Genomic DNA, 19,125 nt, shown 5'->3' on the forward strand with positions numbered 1-19,125 from the left:
GCCTGAGGGCTGCGGTAATCCTGTGGGAGCGGGTTCACCCGCGAAGAAGCCATCACCGATGAACCTGCGACCACAGGCTCATCAGGTGGCACCGAGCAACACCCGCCCCTGGTTCGGCCTGCACGGAGGCAGTTCCAGGGGCGTTTTTGATTCTGCAGAACAACAATAATCTGGGAGCCTGCCATGTCGGTCGATCCGCAAAAACTTCTCCGCGACCTGTTCGACACAGCCATCGCCGCCGCCCACCCCCGTCAAGTCCTCGAACCCTACCTGCCCGCCGACCGTAGCGGCCGGGTCATCGTCATCGGCGCCGGCAAGGCCGCAGCCGCCATGGCCGAAGTGGTCGAGAAAAGCTGGCAGGGCGAAGTCTCCGGCCTGGTCGTCACCCGTTACGGCCACGGCGCCAACTGCCAAAAGATCGAGGTGGTCGAAGCCGCCCACCCGGTCCCCGACGCCGCCGGCCTGGCCGTAGCCAAGCGCGTGCTGGAACTGGTCAGCAACCTCAATGAAGACGACCGCGTCATCTTCCTGCTGTCTGGTGGTGGCTCTGCCCTGCTGGCCCTGCCTGCCGAGGGCCTGACCCTGGCTGACAAGCAGCAGATCAACAAAGCACTGCTGAAATCCGGCGCCACCATCGGCGAGATGAACTGCGTGCGCAAGCACCTCTCGGCGATCAAGGGCGGTCGCCTGGCCAAGGCCTGCTGGCCAGCCACCGTATACACCTATGCCATTTCCGATGTACCGGGCGACCTCGCCACGGTGATCGCTTCCGGCCCCACCGTGGCCGACCCGAGCACCTCGGCCGAGGCCCTGGCCATCCTCAAGCGTTACAACATCGAAGCGCCAAAAGCGGTCATCGACTGGCTCAACAACCCAGCCTCGGAAACCGTCAAGGCCGATGATCCGGCGCTGGCCCGCAGCCACTTCCAGCTGATCGCCAAGCCCCAGCAATCCCTGGAAGCCGCCGCCGTCAAAGCCCGCCAGGCCGGCTTCAGCCCGCTGATCCTCGGCGACCTGGAAGGCGAGTCGCGCGAGGTGGCCAAGGTGCACGCCGGCATCGCCCGGCAGATCGTGCTGCACGGCCAGCCACTGAAGGCACCCTGCGTGATCCTGTCCGGTGGCGAAACCACCGTGACCGTGCGCGGCAACGGCCGTGGCGGGCGCAACGCCGAGTTCCTGCTCAGCCTCACCGAAAGCCTCAAGGGCCTGCCGGGCGTGTATGCCCTGGCCGGTGACACCGACGGCATCGATGGCTCGGAAGAAAACGCCGGCGCCTTCATGACCCCGGCCAGCTACGCCCGTGCCGAAGCCCTGGGCCTGTCGGCCAGCGACGAGCTGGACAACAACAACGGCTACGGTTATTTCGCCGCGCTGGATGCGCTGATCGTCACCGAGCCGACCCGCACCAACGTCAACGACTTCCGCGCCATCCTGATCCTCGAGACTGCCCAATCATGACGCCTGATAAAAAAGTCAAAATCCTCGCCACCCTTGGCCCTGCGATCAAAGACATCGACGACATCCGCCAACTGGTCGAAGCCGGGGTGAACATCTTCCGCCTCAACTTCAGCCACGGCGAGCACGCCGACCACGCCTTGCGCTACCAGTGGATCCGCGAAGTCGAGCAGCAACTGAACTACCCACTGGGCATCCTCATGGACCTGCAAGGGCCCAAGCTGCGCGTGGGCCGCTTTGCCGAAGGCAAGGTGCAGTTGCAACGCGGCCAGGCCCTGCGCCTGGACCTGGACAAAACCCCGGGCGACAACCAGCGGGTCAACCTGCCACACCCGGAAATCATCGCAGCCCTTGAACCGGGCATGGACCTGCTGCTGGACGACGGCAAGCTGCGCCTGCGCGTCACCGCCAAGCACAGCGACGCCATCGACACCGAAGTACTGAATGGTGGCGAGCTGTCCGACCGCAAGGGTGTCAACGTACCGCAAGCGGTACTCGACCTGTCCCCTCTCACCGAGAAAGACCGCCGCGACCTGGCCTTCGGCCTGGAGCTGGGTGTGGATTGGGTAGCCCTGTCGTTCGTGCAGCGCCCCGAGGACATCGTGGAGGCACGCCAGCTGATTGGCGACCGCGCCTACCTGATGGCCAAGATCGAGAAACCCTCGGCGGTCGAACAACTGCAAGCCATCGCCGAACTGGCAGATGCAATCATGGTGGCCCGTGGCGACCTGGGCGTGGAAGTGCCGGCCGAAAGCGTGCCGCAAATCCAGAAACGCATCATCGGTACTTGCCGCCAGTTGGGCAAACCGGTGGTGGTGGCCACGCAGATGCTCGAATCCATGCGCTTCTCACCAGCGCCGACCCGTGCCGAAGTCACCGACGTGGCCAACGCTGTGGCCGAAGGCGCCGATGCGGTGATGCTGTCGGCTGAGACTGCCTCGGGTGACTACCCGCTGGAAGCCGTGCAGATGATGAGCAAGATCATCCGCCAGGTGGAGAACGGCCCGGACTACCAGGCCCAGCTCGACGTTGGCCGGCCGAAGGCCGAGGCTACCGTATCGGACGCCATCAGCTGCGCCATCCGCCGTATCAGCGGCATCCTGCCGGTGGCAGTGCTGGTCAACTACAGCGAATCGGGCGCCTCGACCCTGCGTGCTGCACGCGAGCGGCCACGGGCACCGATTCTCAACCTGACGCCAAACCTGACCACCGCACGCCGCCTGAGCGTGGCCTGGGGTGTGCATTCAGTGGTCAACGACCGCCTGCGTCAAGTGGATGAAGTTGTTTCCACTGCGCTGGAGATTGCCCAGGCGCAAGGCATGGCCAGCCGTGGCGACACGCTGCTGATTACCGCCGGTGTGCCTTTCGGCAAGCCGGGGTCGACTAACACGCTGCGGATCGAGACTTTGATCTGACGAGTTGCCGTAATGTGAACCTGTGGGAGCGGGTTCACCCGCGAACACCGGCGTAGCCGGTGCCATACACCGAGTTGGATTCTTCGCGGGTAAACCCGCTCCCACAGAAACAGCAGTATGCCGACTTCAACTGCGGAAAACCCGAGGCCCAAAGAGGCCCACCGCTCCCCATCAACCTCACTGACTGCCCCATGTACACCAAAAATTTCGTCAACCCGTGCCCCGATTGGGCCACGGCGTTACTCAACGGTTTCAGCCAGGTGCTGCTGCTGCGCAACCCGCTGTGCGGCCTGTGCTGCCTGCTGGCCATCCTGCTGACTGCCCCCGGCCTGGTCGGCGGTGCCCTGCTCGGCGCCCTCGCCGGCCTGCTCACCGCGCAACGCCGCGGCTACGACCGCGCCGACCGCCAGGCCGGGTTGTACTGCTACAACGGCGTACTCATCGGTATCCTGATCAGCGCCGTGCTGCCCTGGTCGGCCATCCTGCCGCCACTGATCATCGCCGCCGGCGGCCTGTCCAGCATCATCACTCACCAATGGCGCAAGCGCGGCGGCAAGCTGCTGATTGCCTATACCGCGCCATTCGTGCTGCTGGGCTGGGCCACCCTGCTGCTCGCCAGCCCCTCGCCCAGCGGCTTCGTCGAAGCCGACCCGCTGTACGCCCTGGCGCGTGGCGTGGGCCAGATCTTCCTACTCGACCAGCCCCTGGCCGGTTTGTTGATCATCGTCGGGATGTTCATTGCCAACCCTTATGCCGCAATGTGGGCGGTGATCGGCTCAGCCATCGGCGGCGGCGTGGCGCTGCTCGCCGATCAAGCGCAGGCTGCGTGGCTGGGCTTGTACGGGTTCAACGCGGCACTGGCGGCATTGGCCTTCAGCCGGCAGGGTGAAAAGCCCTGGGTAACGCTGCTGGCCATTGCCCTGGCCCTGCTGTTGCAACCGTTGTTCAAGCTGCTGCCGGTGCCCGGCCTGACCGCGCCCTTTGTCGCCGCCTGCTGGCTGATGCACCTGGGCAGCCACTTGGCCCAGCCCAGGCAGCGCGACGCCAGCCGCTTGCACAGCTGAAACGCAGCCCCTAGGCTCAGCCCATCGCAATACGGAATGAGCCAATGAACAACCCTGCAAGCCTGCGCGAGCGGCTTTACATCATGGTCTTCCAGACCGACACCGTGGCTGGAAGACGCTTCGACAAGATCCTCCTGCTGATCATCCTGGCCAGCCTGGTGACGGTGATCCTCGACAGCATCGACGAGGTGCACCAAGGCTACGCCGGACTGCTGGCGGCCATCGAGTGGGGCTTTACCGCGATCTTCCTGGTGGAGTACCTCACCCGCCTGTACTGCTCGCCCAAGCCGTTGCGCTACGCCTTCAGCTTTTATGGCTTGGTCGACCTGCTGGCGATCGTGCCGGGGATCATCGCGTTGTACTACAGCGATGCCCAGTACCTGCTGATCATCCGCGTCATCCGGATGTTGCGGATTTTCCGCGTGCTCAAGCTCAGCCCATACCTCAAGCAGGCCCATTACCTGATGGAGGCGCTGCGCGGCAGCAAGCAGAAGATCATCGTGTTCCTGGTGACGGTATCCACCCTGGTGACGGTGTTCGGCACGCTGATGTATGTGATCGAAGGGCCGGAGCATGGGTTTACCAGCATCCCAAAGGGCATCTACTGGGCCATCGTTACCCTGACCACCGTGGGCTTTGGCGACATCGTGCCGAAGACGCCGCTGGGGCAGGTGCTGTCGTCGCTGGTGATGATTACCGGTTACTCGATCATTGCCGTGCCAACCGGGATTTTTACCGCTGAACTGGCCAATGCCATGCGCGGGGAACAGTTGCAGCATGATTGCCCGACCTGCCACAAGAAGACCCACGAGCATGGCGCGGCGTTCTGTTCCCGGTGTGGGAATGGGTTGTTTCCCAAGCTTTGATGTTGCTTGTGCCGACCTCTTCGCGGGTAAACCCGCTCCTACATTGTTAGCGTATCGCCGGCCATTGTAGGAGCGGGTTCACCCGCGAAGAGGCCGGCACTGCCAACGATATAACCAAAGGCTTTTTTGTTCTTTAACCCCCACAAACCCACCCGCTATAGTCGCAGGCAAATTGCCAACACCTTCTCGATAACAAGGAAGCAACGTGAAAAAACTCTTCACCGCCTCGCTGCTCGCCGCAGGCCTGGCCCTGGGCAACCTCGCCCAGGCCGCCCCTACCCTGCTCAACGTTTCCTACGACGTGATGCGCGACTTCTACAAGGACTACAACCCGGCCTTCCAGAAGCACTGGGAAGCCGAGCACAAAGAGAAGGTCAACGTGCAGATGTCCTTCGGTGGCTCAAGCAAGCAGGCGCGGGCGGTGATCGATGGCCTGCCGGCCGATGTCATCACCATGAACATGGCCACCGACATCAACGCCCTGGCCGACAATGGCAAGCTGGTGCCAGACAACTGGGTGACCCGCCTGCCGAACAACAGCGCACCGTTCACCTCGGCCACCGTGTTCATCGTACGCAAGGGCAACCCGAAAGCGCTGAAAGACTGGCCGGACCTGCTCAAGGACGGCGTGCAAGTGATCGTGCCCAACCCGAAAACCTCGGGCAACGGCCGCTACACCTACCTGTCGGCATGGGGCTATGTGCTCAAGCAAGGCGGTGACGAAACCAAGGCCCGCGACTTTGTCGGCAAGCTGTTCAAGCAGGCACCGGTGCTGGACACCGGCGGTCGCGCTGCAACCACCACCTTCATGACCAACCAGATTGGTGATGTGCTGGTGACCTTTGAAAACGAAGCCGAAATGATCGCCCGCGAGTTCGGCCGCGATCAGTTCGAAGTGGTTTACCCGAGCGTGTCAGCCGAAGCCGAGCCGCCGGTTAGCGTGGTCGACAAGGTGGTGGCCAAGAAAGGCACCCAGGCCGTGGCCGAGGAATACCTGAAGTACCTGTGGTCGCCAGAAGCCCAGGAGATCGCCGCCAACAACTACCTGCGCCCGCGTGATGCGACGGTACTGGCCAAGTACACCGACCGCTTCCCGAAAGTGGACTTCCTGTCGGTGGAGAAGACTTTTGGTGACTGGCGTACCGTGCAGAAGACCCACTTCAATGATGGTGGGGTGTTTGACCAGATCTACACCGGGCAGTAATTGATGTAGGCAGGGCCGACCTCTTCGCGGGTAAACCCGCTCCCACAGGATCACCACAGGGCTGAATGTCGTGTGGTCCCTGTGGGAGCGGCTTCAGCCGCGAAGAGGCCGGCACAGGCAACATCAACCCTGACGGAATACCAAAGCCTTCAACCCCCCCGCCGGGTCCACATCCGGGAACTCGGGCGGGTTCTCCAGCCGCTCGACAAACGCCAACGAAGGCGCCTGCTCCGCCATCCCCTCGATCAGAAACTCCGGCCCGATGCCCGGATCGTTGACACACGCCAACACCGTCCCACCCGCGCTCAGCAACTCCGGCAAGCGCCGCAGGATCTTCGCGTAATCCTGGGTCAACACAAAGCTGCCACGCTGGAAGGTCGGTGGGTCAATGATGATCAGGTCGTAAGGCCCATACTTGCGCACCTTGCCCCATGACTTGAACAGCTCATGCCCCAGATACGCCACCCGTGACGCATCGTGGTCATTCAGGCGATGGTTATCCCGGCCCCGCGACAACGCCGACTTGGCCATGTCGAGGTTCACCACCTGCTCGGCCCCCCCGGCAATCGCCGCCACCGAAAAACCGCAGGTGTAGGCAAACAGGTTCAGCACACGCTTGCCCGCCGCCTGCTCGCGCACCCAGCGACGGCCATAGCGCATGTCGAGGAACAGGCCGTTGTTCTGCCGCACACCCAGGTCCAGCAGGTAGGTAAGGCCGTCCTCGACCACCTCGCGCTGCTGGCATGGTTCGCCCAGCAGCCACTGGCCTGGGCTGTCGGGCAGGTAGCGGTGCTGGATGATGATGGCCTGGCCGGTCCACTGCGGGCGCTCAGCCAGGCTGCGCAGCATGGCTTCCAGTTCGGCCAGCTGGCCTTCGGCAGGTTCGCGGAACAGCGCGACCGACAGCACACCTTGCAGCCAGTCGACGGTGACCTGCTCCAGGCCCGGCCAGCAGCGGCCACGGCCGTGGAACAGGCGGCGGGTTTCCTGCGGGGCAGGGTCGAGGGCGGCGAGCAGGTGTTGCTCCAGGGTGTGGATTGGCGAGGTCATGGTGGGTCGCAGGCTGGCAAAGAGCGGCATTCTACCTTGCGGGCCTCTTCGCGGGTAAACCCGCTCCCACAGGATCCCCACAAGGCTGAATGCCGTGCGCTCTCTGTAGGAGCGGGTTTACCCGCGAATAGGCCAGCAAGGTCACCTCACTCTTCGATGGCAACCCGCGAAAACCGGAACCACCACCCCTGCTGCATCCCCGCCGCCGCCAGCAAAATCAACCCCACTCCCAGCCACTGCAACGGCGCCAGGCGATGCCCGAACGCCACCCAGTCGACCAATATCGCCGCAATCGGGTAAATGAACGACAGTGCCCCCGTCAACGCCGTGGGCAAGCGCTGGATTGCACTGTACAGCAGCACATACATCAAGCCGGTATGCACCATGCCCAAGGTCAGCAAACTGGCCAGCGCCGGCACTTCACCCGGCAACCCGCCAAGCTTGACCCACGGCGCCAGCAGCAACACACCGGTGCTCACCTGTATCAACGCAATCAGGTGCGGTGGCGTGCCGCTCAGGCGCTTGATGATCAACGCCGCAATGGCATACAGAAACGCCGCCCCCAACGCGAAGGCAATGCCTTGCAAATAGTCCTCACCACTCCCCTGCCCCGCACCATGGGCACTGACGATGGCCAGCATGCCGAGAAACGCCACACTCAGCCAGGTGACCTTGGCCAAGGTGATCTTCTCGCCCAGAAACAGCGCCGCCAGCCCCACCAGCATGAACGGCTGCACGTTGTACACCGCCGTGCCAATGGCAATCGATGCCCGCGAGTAGGAGGCAAACAACAGCACCCAGTTACCGACAATGGCCACACCACTGACAATCGCCAGCAGGAACGCCGTGCGGCTTATTACACCCGGGCGCAGAAAGCCGAAAGCGGCGCAAATCACCAGCAGGGTCACGGCTCCGAATACACAGCGCCAGAACACCACCTCCAGCACCGGTTGGCCCGACACCAGCACGAACCAGCCGATGGTCCCGGAAATCAGCATGGCAGCAACCATTTCCAGCGAGCCACGGCGCAATGAACTGTCCATCTCACACCTCCCGTTGACGATGGCACTAGTATGCAAAGGCAGCCTGCCCGCCATCCAGCGGATATCAAAGGCAGATCGGCAAGCTTGCCTTTACTATCAAGGCAATTAACCAGAATTGCCTGTTGAGGTAAGCATGACCGATAGCATCGACCAACTTCTGATCAATGCACTGATGGAAGACTCGCGCCGCTCGCTCAAGGCCTTGGCGCAGATCAGCGGGCTGTCCGCGCCCAGCGTCAGCGAGCGCCTGCGCCGCCTGGAGGAGCGTGGTGTGCTGCGCGGCTACACCGTGGAGGTCGACCCGCGTGCCTTTGGTTACCAACTGCAGGCCATTGTGCGCATCCGCCCGCTGCCGGGGCAGTTGCAGGAGGTGGAGCGGCAGATCATTGCCATCCCCGAGTTCACCGAGTGCGACAAAGTCACCGGTGAAGACTGCTTCATAGCCCGCCTGCATGTGCGCTCGATGGAACAGCTGGACACCCTGCTTGACCGCATCAATGTGCTGGCCGAGACCAACACTGCGATCATCAAGAAAAGCCCGGTGAAGCGGCGGTTGCCGCCGATGGATTGATTTCTTCCTGCTCCGGCCTCTTCGCGGGTGAACCCGCTCCTACATCGGGTACGTGGCACCTTGTAGGAGCGGGTTCACCCGCGAAGAGGCGAGCACAGGAAAAAGCTGACCAATTTTTTGTACACAAAAATGTCACCATAGGTGCCATTTTTGTGTGCACTTTTCAAGGTAACGCCCCAATACGTTACACACTTCCTGCAAATAATTCTGACCAATTGATCAACTAATTATCCCTCTAAAATTTAAACCTGTTCATTTGGTCAACTTATATTTCCCGCATTTCATTAACTTATCTTTCAACAAGATAGATTCAAAATACTGGCCCGCCGAAAGTTGGCTGTTCCTTGGCACAGAACTCGCTTTTGTGTGTTCGTGTTTTGTATACAAACCGATCAAAACATAAATACACAAGAACCCGCGACGCCGACCCAATGTTGGCCGCCGCGCCCAGAACCCTGTGATGCCAACGCTGCACCGACGAGATGGCGAGCCCGTGCGCATGCCCGCTCATCGCAGTCCATGTGCATCAGGAGCCCGCCGGAATGAGTAGCAGCCTCGACCTTGCCCCTGAACTATCCGTCGCCAGCACCCACCCCGATTCCACCCTTGTTGGCCACCCGCCAGAACTTGTCCTGAGCCCGCGCCTGCATAACCGCGACCTCGCGCCTACCCGTAGCGAAGGCCGGCGCTGGGGTGGCTACAGCATCTTTGCGCTGTGGACCAACGATGTGCACAACATCGCCAACTATTCGTTCGCCATGGGCTTGTTCGCCCTCGGCCTGGGTGGCTGGCAAATCCTGTTGTCGCTGGCGATCGGCGCGGCGCTGGTGTACTTCTTCATGAACCTGTCCGGCTACATGGGGCAGAAAACCGGCGTACCGTTCCCGGTCATCAGCCGCATCGCCTTCGGCATCCATGGCGCGCAGATCCCGGCGCTGATCCGCGCAGTCATCGCCATCGCCTGGTTCGGCATCCAGACCTACCTGGCCTCGGTGGTGCTGCGTGTGCTGCTCACCGCCGTGTGGCCACACATGGCGGCCTACGACCATGACAGCATCCTCGGCCTGTCGAGCCTGGGCTGGGTGTGCTTCGTGGCGATCTGGCTGGTGCAACTGGTGATCCTGGCCTACGGCATGGAGATGGTGCGCCGCTACGAGGCCTTCGCCGGCCCGGTGATCCTGCTGACCGTCGCCAGCCTGGCGGTGTTCATGTACTTCAAGGCCGACGCGCGCATCGCCTGGTCGGTGGCCGAGCCGCTGACCGGCTATGAGATGTGGCGCAACATCTTTGCCGGCGGCGCACTGTGGCTGGCGATCTACGGCACCCTGGTGCTGAACTTCTGTGACTTCGCCCGCTCCTCGCCGTGCCGCAAGACCATCCGCGTGGGCAACTTCTGGGGCCTGCCGGTGAACATCCTGGTGTTCGCCGTGATCACCGTGGTGCTGTGCGGCGCGCAGTTCCAGATCAACGGCCAGATCATCGACAGCCCGACGCAGATCGTCGCCGCAATCCCCAGCACGCCCTTCCTGGTGCTCGGCTGCCTGGCCTTCCTGATCGTCACCGTGGCGGTGAACATCATGGCCAACTTCGTCGCCCCGGCCTTCGTGCTCAGCAACCTGGCACCGCGCCACCTCAACTTCCGCCGTGCCGGGCTGATCAGCGCCACCCTGGCAGTGCTGATCCTGCCGTGGAACCTGTACAACAGCCCGCTGGTGATCGTGTACTTCCTGTCCGGCCTGGGTGCCCTGCTCGGCCCGCTGTACGGGGTGATCATGTCCGACTACTGGTTGCTGCGCAAAGGCTGCATCAACGTGCCGCAGCTGTACAGCGAAGACCCGGCCGGCGCCTACCACTACACCAAGGGCATCAACCTGCGCGCCGTGGCCGCGTTCGTGCCAGCCGCGCTGCTGGCCATCGTCCTCGCCCTGGTACCCAACTTCCACAGCGTGGCGCCGTTCTCCTGGCTGATTGGTGCCGGTATCGCCGCCGCCATCTACCTGCTGATCGCTCCACGCAAGCGCCAATACCACGACGTCAGCGGCGAATGCATCGCCGTCGACCACAGCAGCCATTAATCAGGGAGGACTACCCATGCGTATTCTGATCGCCAACGTCAACACCACCGAAGCCATCACCGAAGCCATTGCCGAACAAGCCCGCGCGGTGGCCGCGCCCGGTACCGAGATCATCGGCCTTACCCCTTGGTTCGGCGCCGAGTCGGTAGAGGGCAACTTTGAGAGCTACCTGGCCGCCATCGCGGTGATGGACCGGGTGCTGGCCTACGAGGGCCCCTACGACGCCGTGATCCAGGCCGGTTACGGCGAACACGGCCGCGAAGGCCTGCAGGAGCTGCTGAACGTGCCGGTGGTGGACATCACCGATGCCGCCGCCAGCACGGCGATGTACCTAGGCCATGCCTACTCGGTAGTGACCACGCTGGACCGCACCGTGCCACTGATCGAGGACCGCCTGAAGCTCTCCGGGCTATATGACCGCTGCGCTTCGGTACGCGCCAGCGGGCTGGCTGTGCTGGAGCTGGAGGCCGACCCGCAGCGGGCTGTGGAAGCCATTGTCGAGCAGGCCGAACGCGCGGTGCGTGATGACAAGGCCGAGGTGATCTGCCTGGGTTGCGGCGGCATGGCCGGGCTGGACGAGCAGATCCGCCAGCGTACGGGTGTGCCGGTGGTGGATGGGGTGAGTGCGGCGGTAACCATTGCTGAATCGCTGGTGCGGATGGGGTTGAGCACCTCTAAAGTGCGCACTTATGCCACGCCGCGGGCGAAGAAGGTGATTGGCTGGCCGACGCGCTTCGGGCGCTAATCCTTTATTTGCCTGTACCGGCCTCTTCGCGGCTAAAGCCGCTCCTACAAGGATCACCACAAACCTGAATACTGTGGGGTCCCTTGTAGGAGCGGGTTCACCCGCGAAGAGGCCGGTCCTGCTAACTCAACATCCTGGCCAACCGCTGCGCACTGCCACAGGCCAAGGTAAACCCCAAGGCCCCATGCCCCAGGTTCAGCCACAAATTGCTGTACACCGTGCCGCCAATGATCGGCACCCCGGTCGGTGTCGCCGGCCGCATCCCGGCCCACTCCACCGCCTGGCCATAGTCCGCCGCCTTCGGCAACGTCTCCAGCGCCAACCGCCGCATGCTCTGCAACCTGCGCTTTTCCACCGACTCGTCGAAGCCGACGATATCCACCATCGCCGCCACCCGCAGTTGCTGGCCCAGGCGGGCATAGACAATCTTACGCTCATAGTCGGTAAGGCTCACCTCCGGCGCCCGGTGCCCGGCGCTGATCGGTGCCGTCAGGCTATAGCCCTTCAACGGGTAGATCGGCAGCTGCACCCCCGGCAAGGCCAGGCCCGGGCCGCGATGCCCGGCACACAGCACCAGCTGTTCCACATCCATCCGCTCATCGCCCAGCTGCAGCGCCACAACCTGGCCCTTGTGCTGTACCAGTTGTGTCACTGGCCGGCCCAGTAAGAAGCGGCACTGGCCAGAGGCGCGCAACAGCGCCGCCAGGCGCTGGCAGAACAGGTGGCAATCGCCAACCTCTTCGTCCGCTGTGAAAACGCCACCAACAAACGGAGCACCGTCCAGGGCTGGCTCCAATGCGTATAACTCGGTCGACGCCAACACCTGTTGGCTGGCCGGGTCCGTCAGCTGTTGACGGCCATGGGCAAACGCACGCTCGCTGCGAAAGGCCACCAGCTTGCCATTGCGCCGCCAGGCAAAATCGCCCAGGCCATCGCCCTCGCGCCAATGCGCCAGAACAGCCTGGCTGTGCAGCGCCAGCTCCAGCAGTTGTGCGGCATTGCGGCGATTGACACTACGCCGGCACGCCAGGGTGAACGCCAACAGCCAGCGCCACTGCGCCGGGTCCAGGCGTAAACGCAGGCGCAGCGGCGACTCGCCCCGCAACAGCCAGCCCAGCGCCTGCCACGGCACACCGGCATCGGCCAGTGGTGCCACGTAGCGATAGGACAATTGCCCGCCATTGGCAAAGCTGGTGGCCGAGGCCAGGCTGTCGCGAGCCTCGACCAGGTCGACCGACCACCCCTCACGAACAAGCGCATAGGCCGTTGCCAGGCCCACCACGCCGCCACCGATTACCGTTACCCGCTGCTTCATCGCTCATCCCTGTTCCGGCGCCCTGGCCGAACAGTAACAGCGGATCAGGTCGGGCAGCTATGTGCACCGTCATTGAGGCCCTGGCGGACGTTGCGGCTGAGCAGGCTGGCCTTGCCGTCGTGCCAGGTCAGGGTCAGTACATAGAGGGTGTCGAAGTCATCGCCGTTCCAGTCCTCGGTGATCACCTGCTCTTCACCCAGGGCCTTGCCGGCCACGGTATTGATCAATTCCGGGAGGTAGCCGTGGGACCAGGCGGTGTAGATGGTTGCATTGCGGTATTTGTCGCTGAGCAACTCTTCGGCCAGCTCATCGGTGTCGTTGGCACCGTAGTCGATGTTTACCGGCAGGCCCAGGCGGATGGCACTGGGAGTGATAGTCATCAGCGGGCGGATGTAGCTGTAGCTTTCGTCCTTGCTGCCTTCCTCGACATGCCGCGAGGGGTTGGCCGCAAATACATAGTCAGCCTTGCCGAAGCGCTCGGGCAGCACGGTAGCCAGGTCCAGCGCACGGTTGAGGCCCTGGCAGTTCAACTGGCCCAAGCCTTCGCCCGGCTTCTCGGCATGGCGCAGAAACACCAGGGTCTGGGTGCCATCCACCGGTTGCGCCCGGCTTTCGACAGCTTCCAGCGCCAGCGGTACGGCAACAGCGGTGAGCACCAGGCTCAGCAGCAAGTGACGGCGACGGCGGAAGAATGTTGGCAACTTCATCAAGACAGGCTCGTGTGGCAAAGAAAATCGGGTTTACCCGCCACATCGCCCCGCCAGTTGCAGGGCGCCCTTGTAGTGAATGCCATCCTTGGCAACGAGTGAGGGTCAGAGTGCCCTGAACCCGTTTGGTTCCTCCCTGAAGGTGAATGCCGTTCCCTAGGCAAGGCCTAGATTAGGGGATGGGTGTTGCGGAATTGTGTATGACGCAAGAACCTGGGGTTTCAGGGTGGTGCTGGGATGTAGGGTTTGGGAGTTGTGGTGGTGCTGGAATGTAGGGCTTGGGAGTTCTGCTGGTGCTGAAATCGAGCGCCGCCCGCGCGGCGCTTCGCAGCACAAGGCTGCTCCTACATCTGTTTCGGGCCAGTTATTCCTGTGCCAGGTGGGTTGCAGCCTTGGTGCATGGCTGAAGATCGATGAAGAGCAACTGCTTCCCCTTCGATATCGAAGGGAACAAACAAGGCGGACAGCGGGGACCTCACAGGATGGACTGGCCCGAAACAGATGTAGGAGCAGCCTTGTGCTGCGAAGCGCCGCGCGGGCGGCGCTCGATGTCAGCAACCACACACATCCAAAACCGTACCCCTCAAGCCCCCAACTCAATCATCCCGCGTAAGCACTTCCAGCAATTCGATCTCGAAGGTCAGGTCCGAATTCGGCGGGATCGCCCCCACGCTGCGTTCGCCGTAGCCCAGGTGTGCCGGTACCTGCAATTTGCGCTTGCCGCCAACGCGCATGCCCATCAGGCCCTGGTCCCAGCCTTTGATCACCCGGCCGGTGCCGATCACGCACTGGAACGGCTTGCCGCGCGACCACGACGAATCGAACTCGCTGCCGTCGGCCAGCCAGCCGGTGTACTGGGTGGTGATCAGGGCACCTTTGACGGCAGCTTTGCCATCACCCTCGACCAGGTCGATGATCTGCAGTTCTTGGCTCACGGGCATACTCCAACGCTGAAAAACAAAGCCGCCCTTTTCTCAGGAATGCACGGGTTTGGCAAGTTCGCGTGGCGGTTCATGCTGGCGCATCGACCACAGCACGCCACCAATCACCAGCACGATCGCCGCCCCTTCCAACAAGCTCGGCCCGGTCTGCCGCCAGAGGAAGGCATACAACAACGCGAACAGGGTCTCGAACACGATCAGTTGCCCGCTCAAGGTCAACGGCAGCCGCTTGGACGCAGCGTTCCACAACGCCATGGCCAGCCACGAGCCCAGCACCGCACAGGCCAGGCTGGCGGCCCAGAACAACCACCAGCGCGACATTGGCGCCTCCACCTGCAACTGCTGCGGCTGCCACAGCGCCAGGCCGGCGACCATCAACAGGCTGGCCAGGCCGGTCATCACCCCACACAGCACCGACCACTGGTGGCTGTCGAAATGCCCGCACTGCTTCAGGTAGCGGCTGTTCTGCACGGCGTACCAGGTCCAGCAGGCCAAGGCGGCCAACGCGTAGAACAGGCCCATCAGCTTGTCGCCGATGTCGCCGGGGGCGAAGGCGAAGGTTTCCAGGTTGATGCACAGCATGCCAGCGAGGATCAACGCCAGCGGGCCGACCAGCCGCGCCAGGGGCACCGCGCCGATGTCATTGCGGCCATACAACGTGATGGTCAGCGGCAGCACACCGACAATCAGCGAGGCCGGGGCCACGCCCAGGCGCTGGATCGCTGCCACCAGGAACACGAAATACACCAGGTTGCCGATCACTGCCAGGCGCAGCAGCATCCACGCATCGCTTGCGGTCAACTGGCGCAGCTGGCGAGCCATGGGCAGGGCCAGCAGCAAGGAGATCACGCCCACCATCAGGTAGCGCACGCTGCTCAGCAGCATCGGGTTGAACTCGGGCAGCAGCTCGGGAACCATCAGCACCATGCCCCATAATGCACCGGCCATGCCGGCATACATCACACCGCGTTTCACGTGTCTGCTCCTGTTTGACGATGAGCGCAGGCTACCTGTGCCGGGGGTGTCGGGCAAAAGATCAATTTGCATGGTGGCATTCCCTGGAGGAATGGCTCGGGGCAAATTATGATGGTGACCATGCGGGCCCCTTCGCGGGCAAGCCCGCTCCTACAGGAATGAACGATGAGCCGCTACAGCCGCCACCTGCCCCCGCTCGATACCCTGATCGCCTTCGAAGCAGTGGCCCGCACGGGCAGTTTTACCCGTGCCGCCGGTGAGCTGTACCTGACCCAGAGCGCGGTATCCAAGCAAATTCGCCTGCTTGAAGACCAGCTCGGCACCCAACTGTTCGAACGCCGCGCCCGGGGCATTGCGCTGACCACTGCGGGCGAGCATTTTCATGGTTTTGTCGAACCGATGCTCGACAAGCTGCTGGCCAATGTTCAACGCCTGAAAAGCGGCCACGGCAGCCGCCACGTCAGCGTCATCTGCACCCATGCCGTGGCCCAGTACTGGCTGTTCCCGCGCCTGCTGCGCTTCAACGAGCAGCACCCCGGGCTGACCGTGAACATCCACGCCAGCAACGATATCAACGAGAGCCTGGTCGCCGATTACGACTTCGGTATTCTCTACGGGCATGGCCGCTGGCGTTCGTTGCAGGCCAGCAAGCTGTTCGACGAAGTGATCTACCCGATTGCCAGCAACAGCTGGGGCCACAGCCGGGTCGACAGCCTGGCTGCGCTGCAGGCGCTGCCACTGATCCAGCTCGACGCCTCGGCCTGGAACTGCCTGGACTGGCACGACTGGTTCGCCCATTTTGGCGTGCGCTACCAAGCCGCTGCCGATGCGCTGACCTTCAACCAGGTGAACCTGGTGTTCGACGCGGTGATGCAAGGCATGGGCGTGGGCCTTGGCTGGGAGTCCATGGCCCGCGACCGCATCAACAGCGGCCTGATCCGCCAGGTGTGCGATTTCGAAGTACGCACGGGCCAGGCCGACTACCTGGTGCATGACCGCCAGACCCTGCCCTCGCCCGCCGCCCAGGTATTTGCCGAGTGGCTGCTGGCACAAGCCTGAATCAGCTGTTTTGCTCGAACACTTCCTGGCCAGTCAGTTCCTTGGTCTGGTTGGCGAAGCAGTACCAGGCGGGTTTCTCATCCACGAAAATCTGCATGTTGAAATCCCAGTCCTGGTCGCCGTCGAGCAGGCCGACCGGTATGGCATGGAAGTCGTTGGCTTTCAGCCGGTAGTACAGGTGCGTACCGCACTGCCCGCAGAAAGCCCGCTGCGCCCAGTCGGACGAGTCGTAGACGCTGGGCGCACGCCCTTCGATCAGCGGGGGCTTGCTGCAATCAACCACCAGCAGCGGACCACCGGTCCACTTGCGACACATGCTGCAGTGGCAGGCGCTGATATGGGTGTTGTCTACGGTGACCGTAAGCCGGGTAGCGCCGCACAGGCAAGTGCCGTGTTTTTCCAGGGCCATGGCTGGCTCCTTGAACAGGGGGTGGGCCAGCAATTATAGATGCCTGTTCTGGCCTCATCGCCGGCAAGCCAGCTCCAACACCGTTTTGCATCGACCTAAAGCCCTGTGCAGTACCTGGGAGCTGGCTTGCGGGCGATGAGGCCAGTAGATTCAGCACAATGCTGAAGTCAGATGTACACGGTACCACGCAGGTACAACGCCGCCCGCCCACTTATAATCACCCGGCCATTGCCCGGCACTTCACACTGCAACTGCCCTTTGCGCGTTCCACCCTGCTCACAGTCCAGCACCTGCTTGCCCAGGCGCTCGGCCCAGATAGGCGCCAGCGAGGTGTGCGCCGAACCCGTCACCGGGTCTTCATTCACGCCAACCCGTGGGCCAAACCAGCGGGTGACGAAATCAAAGCCACGCCCTGCCGCAGTCACGGCAATACCGCGCACATCAAAGGCCGACAGCGCAACACAGTCTGGCTTGAGGGTGTCGAGCAACAGGGCATCATCGATCACCACCACAAAATCGTCGCTGCGGTACACCGCTTGCGCCTGGTTCAGGCCCAGCGCCTGCAGCAGGCCCGCCGGGGTGTCCACGGCAACCGGCTGTTTGGCCGGGAAGTCCATCGCCAGCAGCCCGTCGGCACCGCGGCTGACACGCAGCTCGCCACTGCGGGTGTTGAAGCGCAGTACCTGCGCCTGCTCACCCAGTTGCTCGAACAGCACATAGGCCGAGGCCAGGGTGGCATGCCCACACAGGTCGACTTCCACGGTCGGGGTGAACCAGCGCAGGTCGAAGGTTTCGCCGTTGCGCACGAAATAGGCGGTTTCCGACAGGTTGTTTTCTTCGGCGATGCGCTGCAGCACATCGTCGGGCAGCCAGCTTTGCAGTGGGATCACCGCCGCTGGGTTGCCACCGAACGGTTCGGCGGAAAAAGCATCGACCTGGAAGATTTCGAGTTGCATGCACACACTCCTTGTTGCCTGGGCGCTGCCAGGCTGATGTATGAAAAGGGTTACGGGCGTACTGGGGTCAACACTGGCTCACCGGCAAAGAATGCCTGCAGGTTGCGCAGCACCAGAGCAACTGTGTCACGCGCAGCTTCCGGCGACTGGCCGGCCACGTGAGGGGTGAGCACGGTGTTGCGCAGCGACTTGAGCGCATCAGGCACGGCTGGTTCGTCGTCGAACACGTCCAGTGCGGCGCCAGCCAGCTGGCCCTTTTGCAGCGCAGCCACCAGGGCCTGGGTATCAACCACGCTGGCGCGCGCGATGTTCACCAGGTAACCCTCGGCGCCCAGGGCCTGGAGCACGCGAGCATCGACCAGATGCTGGGTGTTGGCACCACCGGGGGTGGCTACCACCAGGATGTCGACGGCATCGGCCAGGTGCTGCGGGCTGTCGTACCAGGTGTAGGGCACATCCTGGCGTGGTGTACGGCTGTGGTAACTGATGGGCATGTCAAAGCCCAAGTGGGCGCGCTTGGCAATCGCCAGGCCTACCGCACCAAGGCCGAGAATGCCCAGGCGCTTGCCACTGACCGAGGGGCTGATCACCCGGTTCCATTCACCGCGTCGGGTGCTGGCATCACCATGGGGAATGTCGCGCAACAGTGCCAGCAGCAAGGCCAGGGTGTGATCGGCGACGGCGCTGGCATTGGCCCCGGCGCCATTGGTGACGGTGATGCCGCGGGCGGCAGCGGCGGCAAGGTCGACTTGCTCGTAGCCAGCGCCGATCACGCAGATGATCTGCAAGTGGGTCAATGTGTCGATTTCGGCGGCGGTCAGGCCCAATGGGCCGCGGGTGAGCACGGCGTCGATTTCGTTGGCGTGGCGCTGAATGGCATCGGCCCGCAATTGCGGTGAGGGGGCACGGATCAGGCGGTAACCGGCCTGCTCCAGCATGGGCAGGTAATCATCGACGGTTTCCACCAGTACCAGGACTGTCTTGTGCATGCCACCTCCGAGTCAATTCGAGGGGGCATTATGCAGAGTTACTGGTCAGTACAGTCAACAGAGTAAACGAGGCATAACTGTACTGTACCGTTGCTCTTGCTCTTGCTTTTGCTCTTGCCCGGCTTTTGTTTTTGCTTCTAAGCGCGCGATATTCCAGGCGACGCAGATTGCGACTTCAGGAGGCCGAGCGCAGGGCTTGCGGAGGGAGGTGACGGGCATGGATGCCCGTCAAGCGCTGAGGCCCCATGGATGGGGCCTGCAGCGCGTACTCCCGGGAGCAAGCCCG

The 19,125-nt window shown here is 62.9% G+C and carries 18 protein-coding genes; 9 read left to right on the forward strand and 9 right to left on the reverse strand.

All coding sequences use genetic code 11. The annotated features are described in order from the left end of the window. The first annotated feature begins 183 nt into the window (after window positions 1–183). From ACIP1G_RS25500 to ACIP1G_RS25520, 5 genes are all read left to right on the forward strand, one after another. Window positions 184–1,458 (forward strand): glycerate kinase, encoded by a 1,275-nt coding sequence (locus ACIP1G_RS25500; RefSeq protein WP_400741944.1) that lies wholly within the window; start codon window positions 184–186, stop codon window positions 1,456–1,458. Continuing rightward, window positions 1,455–2,870: a pyruvate kinase gene (pyk, locus tag ACIP1G_RS25505; RefSeq protein WP_400741946.1), complete on the forward strand. Its 1,416-nt coding sequence runs from the start codon at window positions 1,455–1,457 to the stop codon at window positions 2,868–2,870. Before ACIP1G_RS25500 ends, pyk begins: the two co-directional genes overlap by 4 nt. 191 nt (window positions 2,871–3,061) lie before the next feature. Beyond that, window positions 3,062–3,934, forward strand: a complete 873-nt coding sequence (locus ACIP1G_RS25510; protein ID WP_400741949.1) for an urea transporter — start codon at window positions 3,062–3,064, stop codon at window positions 3,932–3,934. A gap of 44 nt (window positions 3,935–3,978) precedes the next feature. Beyond that, the gene (locus tag ACIP1G_RS25515; protein ID WP_400741951.1) at window positions 3,979–4,800 is read left to right on the forward strand and encodes an ion transporter; all 822 of its coding nucleotides are present in this window, start codon (window positions 3,979–3,981) and stop codon (window positions 4,798–4,800) included. 205 nt (window positions 4,801–5,005) lie between these two features. Beyond that, on the forward strand, window positions 5,006–6,004 hold the full coding sequence (locus ACIP1G_RS25520) for a sulfate ABC transporter substrate-binding protein (protein WP_400741952.1): 999 nt from the start codon (window positions 5,006–5,008) through the stop codon (window positions 6,002–6,004). A gap of 123 nt (window positions 6,005–6,127) precedes the next feature. Here the strand turns inward: ACIP1G_RS25520 and ACIP1G_RS25525 are convergent, their stop codons facing one another. Continuing rightward, on the reverse strand, window positions 6,128–7,054 hold the full coding sequence (locus ACIP1G_RS25525) for a class I SAM-dependent methyltransferase (protein WP_400741955.1): 927 nt from the start codon (window positions 7,052–7,054) through the stop codon (window positions 6,128–6,130). Window positions 7,055–7,200: 146 nt separating this feature from the next. Beyond that, the gene (locus tag ACIP1G_RS25530; protein ID WP_400741957.1) at window positions 7,201–8,097 is read right to left on the reverse strand and encodes a DMT family transporter; all 897 of its coding nucleotides are present in this window, start codon (window positions 8,095–8,097) and stop codon (window positions 7,201–7,203) included. Window positions 8,098–8,230: 133 nt separating this feature from the next. Between ACIP1G_RS25530 and ACIP1G_RS25535 the strand changes: the two genes are divergently transcribed. From ACIP1G_RS25535 to ACIP1G_RS25545, 3 genes are all read left to right on the forward strand, one after another. Further along, on the forward strand, window positions 8,231–8,668 hold the full coding sequence (locus ACIP1G_RS25535; RefSeq protein ID WP_400741960.1) for an Lrp/AsnC family transcriptional regulator: 438 nt from the start codon (window positions 8,231–8,233) through the stop codon (window positions 8,666–8,668). Window positions 8,669–9,210: 542 nt separating this feature from the next. Then, on the forward strand, window positions 9,211–10,743 hold the full coding sequence (locus ACIP1G_RS25540; RefSeq protein ID WP_400741962.1) for an NCS1 family nucleobase:cation symporter-1: 1,533 nt from the start codon (window positions 9,211–9,213) through the stop codon (window positions 10,741–10,743). A 16-nt stretch (window positions 10,744–10,759) separates the two neighbouring features. Continuing rightward, window positions 10,760–11,488, forward strand: a complete 729-nt coding sequence (locus ACIP1G_RS25545) for an aspartate/glutamate racemase family protein (protein WP_400741965.1) — start codon at window positions 10,760–10,762, stop codon at window positions 11,486–11,488. Between the two features lie 121 nt (window positions 11,489–11,609). Here the strand turns inward: ACIP1G_RS25545 and ACIP1G_RS25550 are convergent, their stop codons facing one another. The 4 genes from ACIP1G_RS25550 to ACIP1G_RS25565 all read right to left on the reverse strand — a co-directional run bounded on the left by ACIP1G_RS25550 (window position 11,610) and on the right by ACIP1G_RS25565 (window position 15,426). Then, window positions 11,610–12,803 carry a D-amino acid dehydrogenase gene (locus tag ACIP1G_RS25550; protein ID WP_400741968.1) on the reverse strand — a complete coding sequence of 398 codons (1,194 nt, stop codon included), beginning with the start codon at window positions 12,801–12,803 and terminating at the stop codon, window positions 11,610–11,612. Window positions 12,804–12,847: 44 nt separating this feature from the next. Further along, window positions 12,848–13,510, reverse strand: coding sequence for a histidine phosphatase family protein (locus ACIP1G_RS25555; protein WP_400741970.1), 663 nt, complete (start codon window positions 13,508–13,510; stop codon window positions 12,848–12,850). Window positions 13,511–14,106: 596 nt separating this feature from the next. Continuing rightward, on the reverse strand, window positions 14,107–14,445 hold the full coding sequence (locus ACIP1G_RS25560) for an FKBP-type peptidyl-prolyl cis-trans isomerase (RefSeq protein ID WP_019099528.1): 339 nt from the start codon (window positions 14,443–14,445) through the stop codon (window positions 14,107–14,109). Window positions 14,446–14,484: 39 nt separating this feature from the next. Next, the gene (locus ACIP1G_RS25565) at window positions 14,485–15,426 is read right to left on the reverse strand and encodes a DMT family transporter (protein ID WP_400741973.1); all 942 of its coding nucleotides are present in this window, start codon (window positions 15,424–15,426) and stop codon (window positions 14,485–14,487) included. A gap of 165 nt (window positions 15,427–15,591) precedes the next feature. Between ACIP1G_RS25565 and ACIP1G_RS25570 the strand changes: the two genes are divergently transcribed. Further along, complete coding sequence (locus tag ACIP1G_RS25570) at window positions 15,592–16,485, forward strand: LysR substrate-binding domain-containing protein (RefSeq protein ID WP_400741976.1); 894 nt, start codon at window positions 15,592–15,594, stop codon at window positions 16,483–16,485. 1 nt (window position 16,486) lies between these two features. On the opposite strand, the gene ACIP1G_RS25575 is transcribed toward ACIP1G_RS25570, so the two are convergent. From ACIP1G_RS25575 to ACIP1G_RS25585, 3 genes are all read right to left on the reverse strand, one after another. Then, the gene (locus tag ACIP1G_RS25575) at window positions 16,487–16,894 is read right to left on the reverse strand and encodes a GFA family protein (protein ID WP_400741978.1); all 408 of its coding nucleotides are present in this window, start codon (window positions 16,892–16,894) and stop codon (window positions 16,487–16,489) included. A 167-nt stretch (window positions 16,895–17,061) separates the two neighbouring features. Next, window positions 17,062–17,850: a PhzF family phenazine biosynthesis protein gene (locus tag ACIP1G_RS25580; protein ID WP_400741981.1), complete on the reverse strand. Its 789-nt coding sequence runs from the start codon at window positions 17,848–17,850 to the stop codon at window positions 17,062–17,064. Window positions 17,851–17,900: 50 nt separating this feature from the next. Beyond that, window positions 17,901–18,839: a 2-hydroxyacid dehydrogenase gene (locus ACIP1G_RS25585; RefSeq protein WP_400741984.1), complete on the reverse strand. Its 939-nt coding sequence runs from the start codon at window positions 18,837–18,839 to the stop codon at window positions 17,901–17,903. Between the last annotated feature and the right edge of the window lie 286 nt (window positions 18,840–19,125).

The sequence above is a fragment of the Pseudomonas sp. NPDC089392 genome (genome assembly GCF_044749595.1).
GTDB lineage: Bacteria > Pseudomonadota > Gammaproteobacteria > Pseudomonadales > Pseudomonadaceae > Aquipseudomonas.

What these genes read in the sequence shown, in the direction of transcription:
- ACIP1G_RS25575 (WP_400741978.1), bottom strand. Translation starts at nt 16,894, where the DNA reads ATGGCCCTGGAAAAACACGGCACTTGCCTGTGCGGCGCTACCCGGCTT.
- ACIP1G_RS25530 (WP_400741957.1), bottom strand. Translation starts at nt 8,097, where the DNA reads ATGGACAGTTCATTGCGCCGTGGCTCGCTGGAAATGGTTGCTGCCATG.
- ACIP1G_RS25580 (WP_400741981.1), bottom strand. Translation starts at nt 17,850, where the DNA reads ATGCAACTCGAAATCTTCCAGGTCGATGCTTTTTCCGCCGAACCGTTC.
- ACIP1G_RS25525 (WP_400741955.1), bottom strand. Translation starts at nt 7,054, where the DNA reads ATGACCTCGCCAATCCACACCCTGGAGCAACACCTGCTCGCCGCCCTC.
- ACIP1G_RS25540 (WP_400741962.1), top strand. Translation starts at nt 9,211, where the DNA reads ATGAGTAGCAGCCTCGACCTTGCCCCTGAACTATCCGTCGCCAGCACC.
- ACIP1G_RS25510 (WP_400741949.1), top strand. Translation starts at nt 3,062, where the DNA reads ATGTACACCAAAAATTTCGTCAACCCGTGCCCCGATTGGGCCACGGCG.
- ACIP1G_RS25545 (WP_400741965.1), top strand. Translation starts at nt 10,760, where the DNA reads ATGCGTATTCTGATCGCCAACGTCAACACCACCGAAGCCATCACCGAA.
- ACIP1G_RS25585 (WP_400741984.1), bottom strand. Translation starts at nt 18,839, where the DNA reads ATGCACAAGACAGTCCTGGTACTGGTGGAAACCGTCGATGATTACCTG.
- ACIP1G_RS25555 (WP_400741970.1), bottom strand. Translation starts at nt 13,510, where the DNA reads ATGAAGTTGCCAACATTCTTCCGCCGTCGCCGTCACTTGCTGCTGAGC.
- pyk (WP_400741946.1), top strand. Translation starts at nt 1,455, where the DNA reads ATGACGCCTGATAAAAAAGTCAAAATCCTCGCCACCCTTGGCCCTGCG.
- ACIP1G_RS25550 (WP_400741968.1), bottom strand. Translation starts at nt 12,803, where the DNA reads ATGAAGCAGCGGGTAACGGTAATCGGTGGCGGCGTGGTGGGCCTGGCA.
- ACIP1G_RS25570 (WP_400741976.1), top strand. Translation starts at nt 15,592, where the DNA reads ATGAGCCGCTACAGCCGCCACCTGCCCCCGCTCGATACCCTGATCGCC.
- ACIP1G_RS25535 (WP_400741960.1), top strand. Translation starts at nt 8,231, where the DNA reads ATGACCGATAGCATCGACCAACTTCTGATCAATGCACTGATGGAAGAC.
- ACIP1G_RS25515 (WP_400741951.1), top strand. Translation starts at nt 3,979, where the DNA reads ATGAACAACCCTGCAAGCCTGCGCGAGCGGCTTTACATCATGGTCTTC.
- ACIP1G_RS25500 (WP_400741944.1), top strand. Translation starts at nt 184, where the DNA reads ATGTCGGTCGATCCGCAAAAACTTCTCCGCGACCTGTTCGACACAGCC.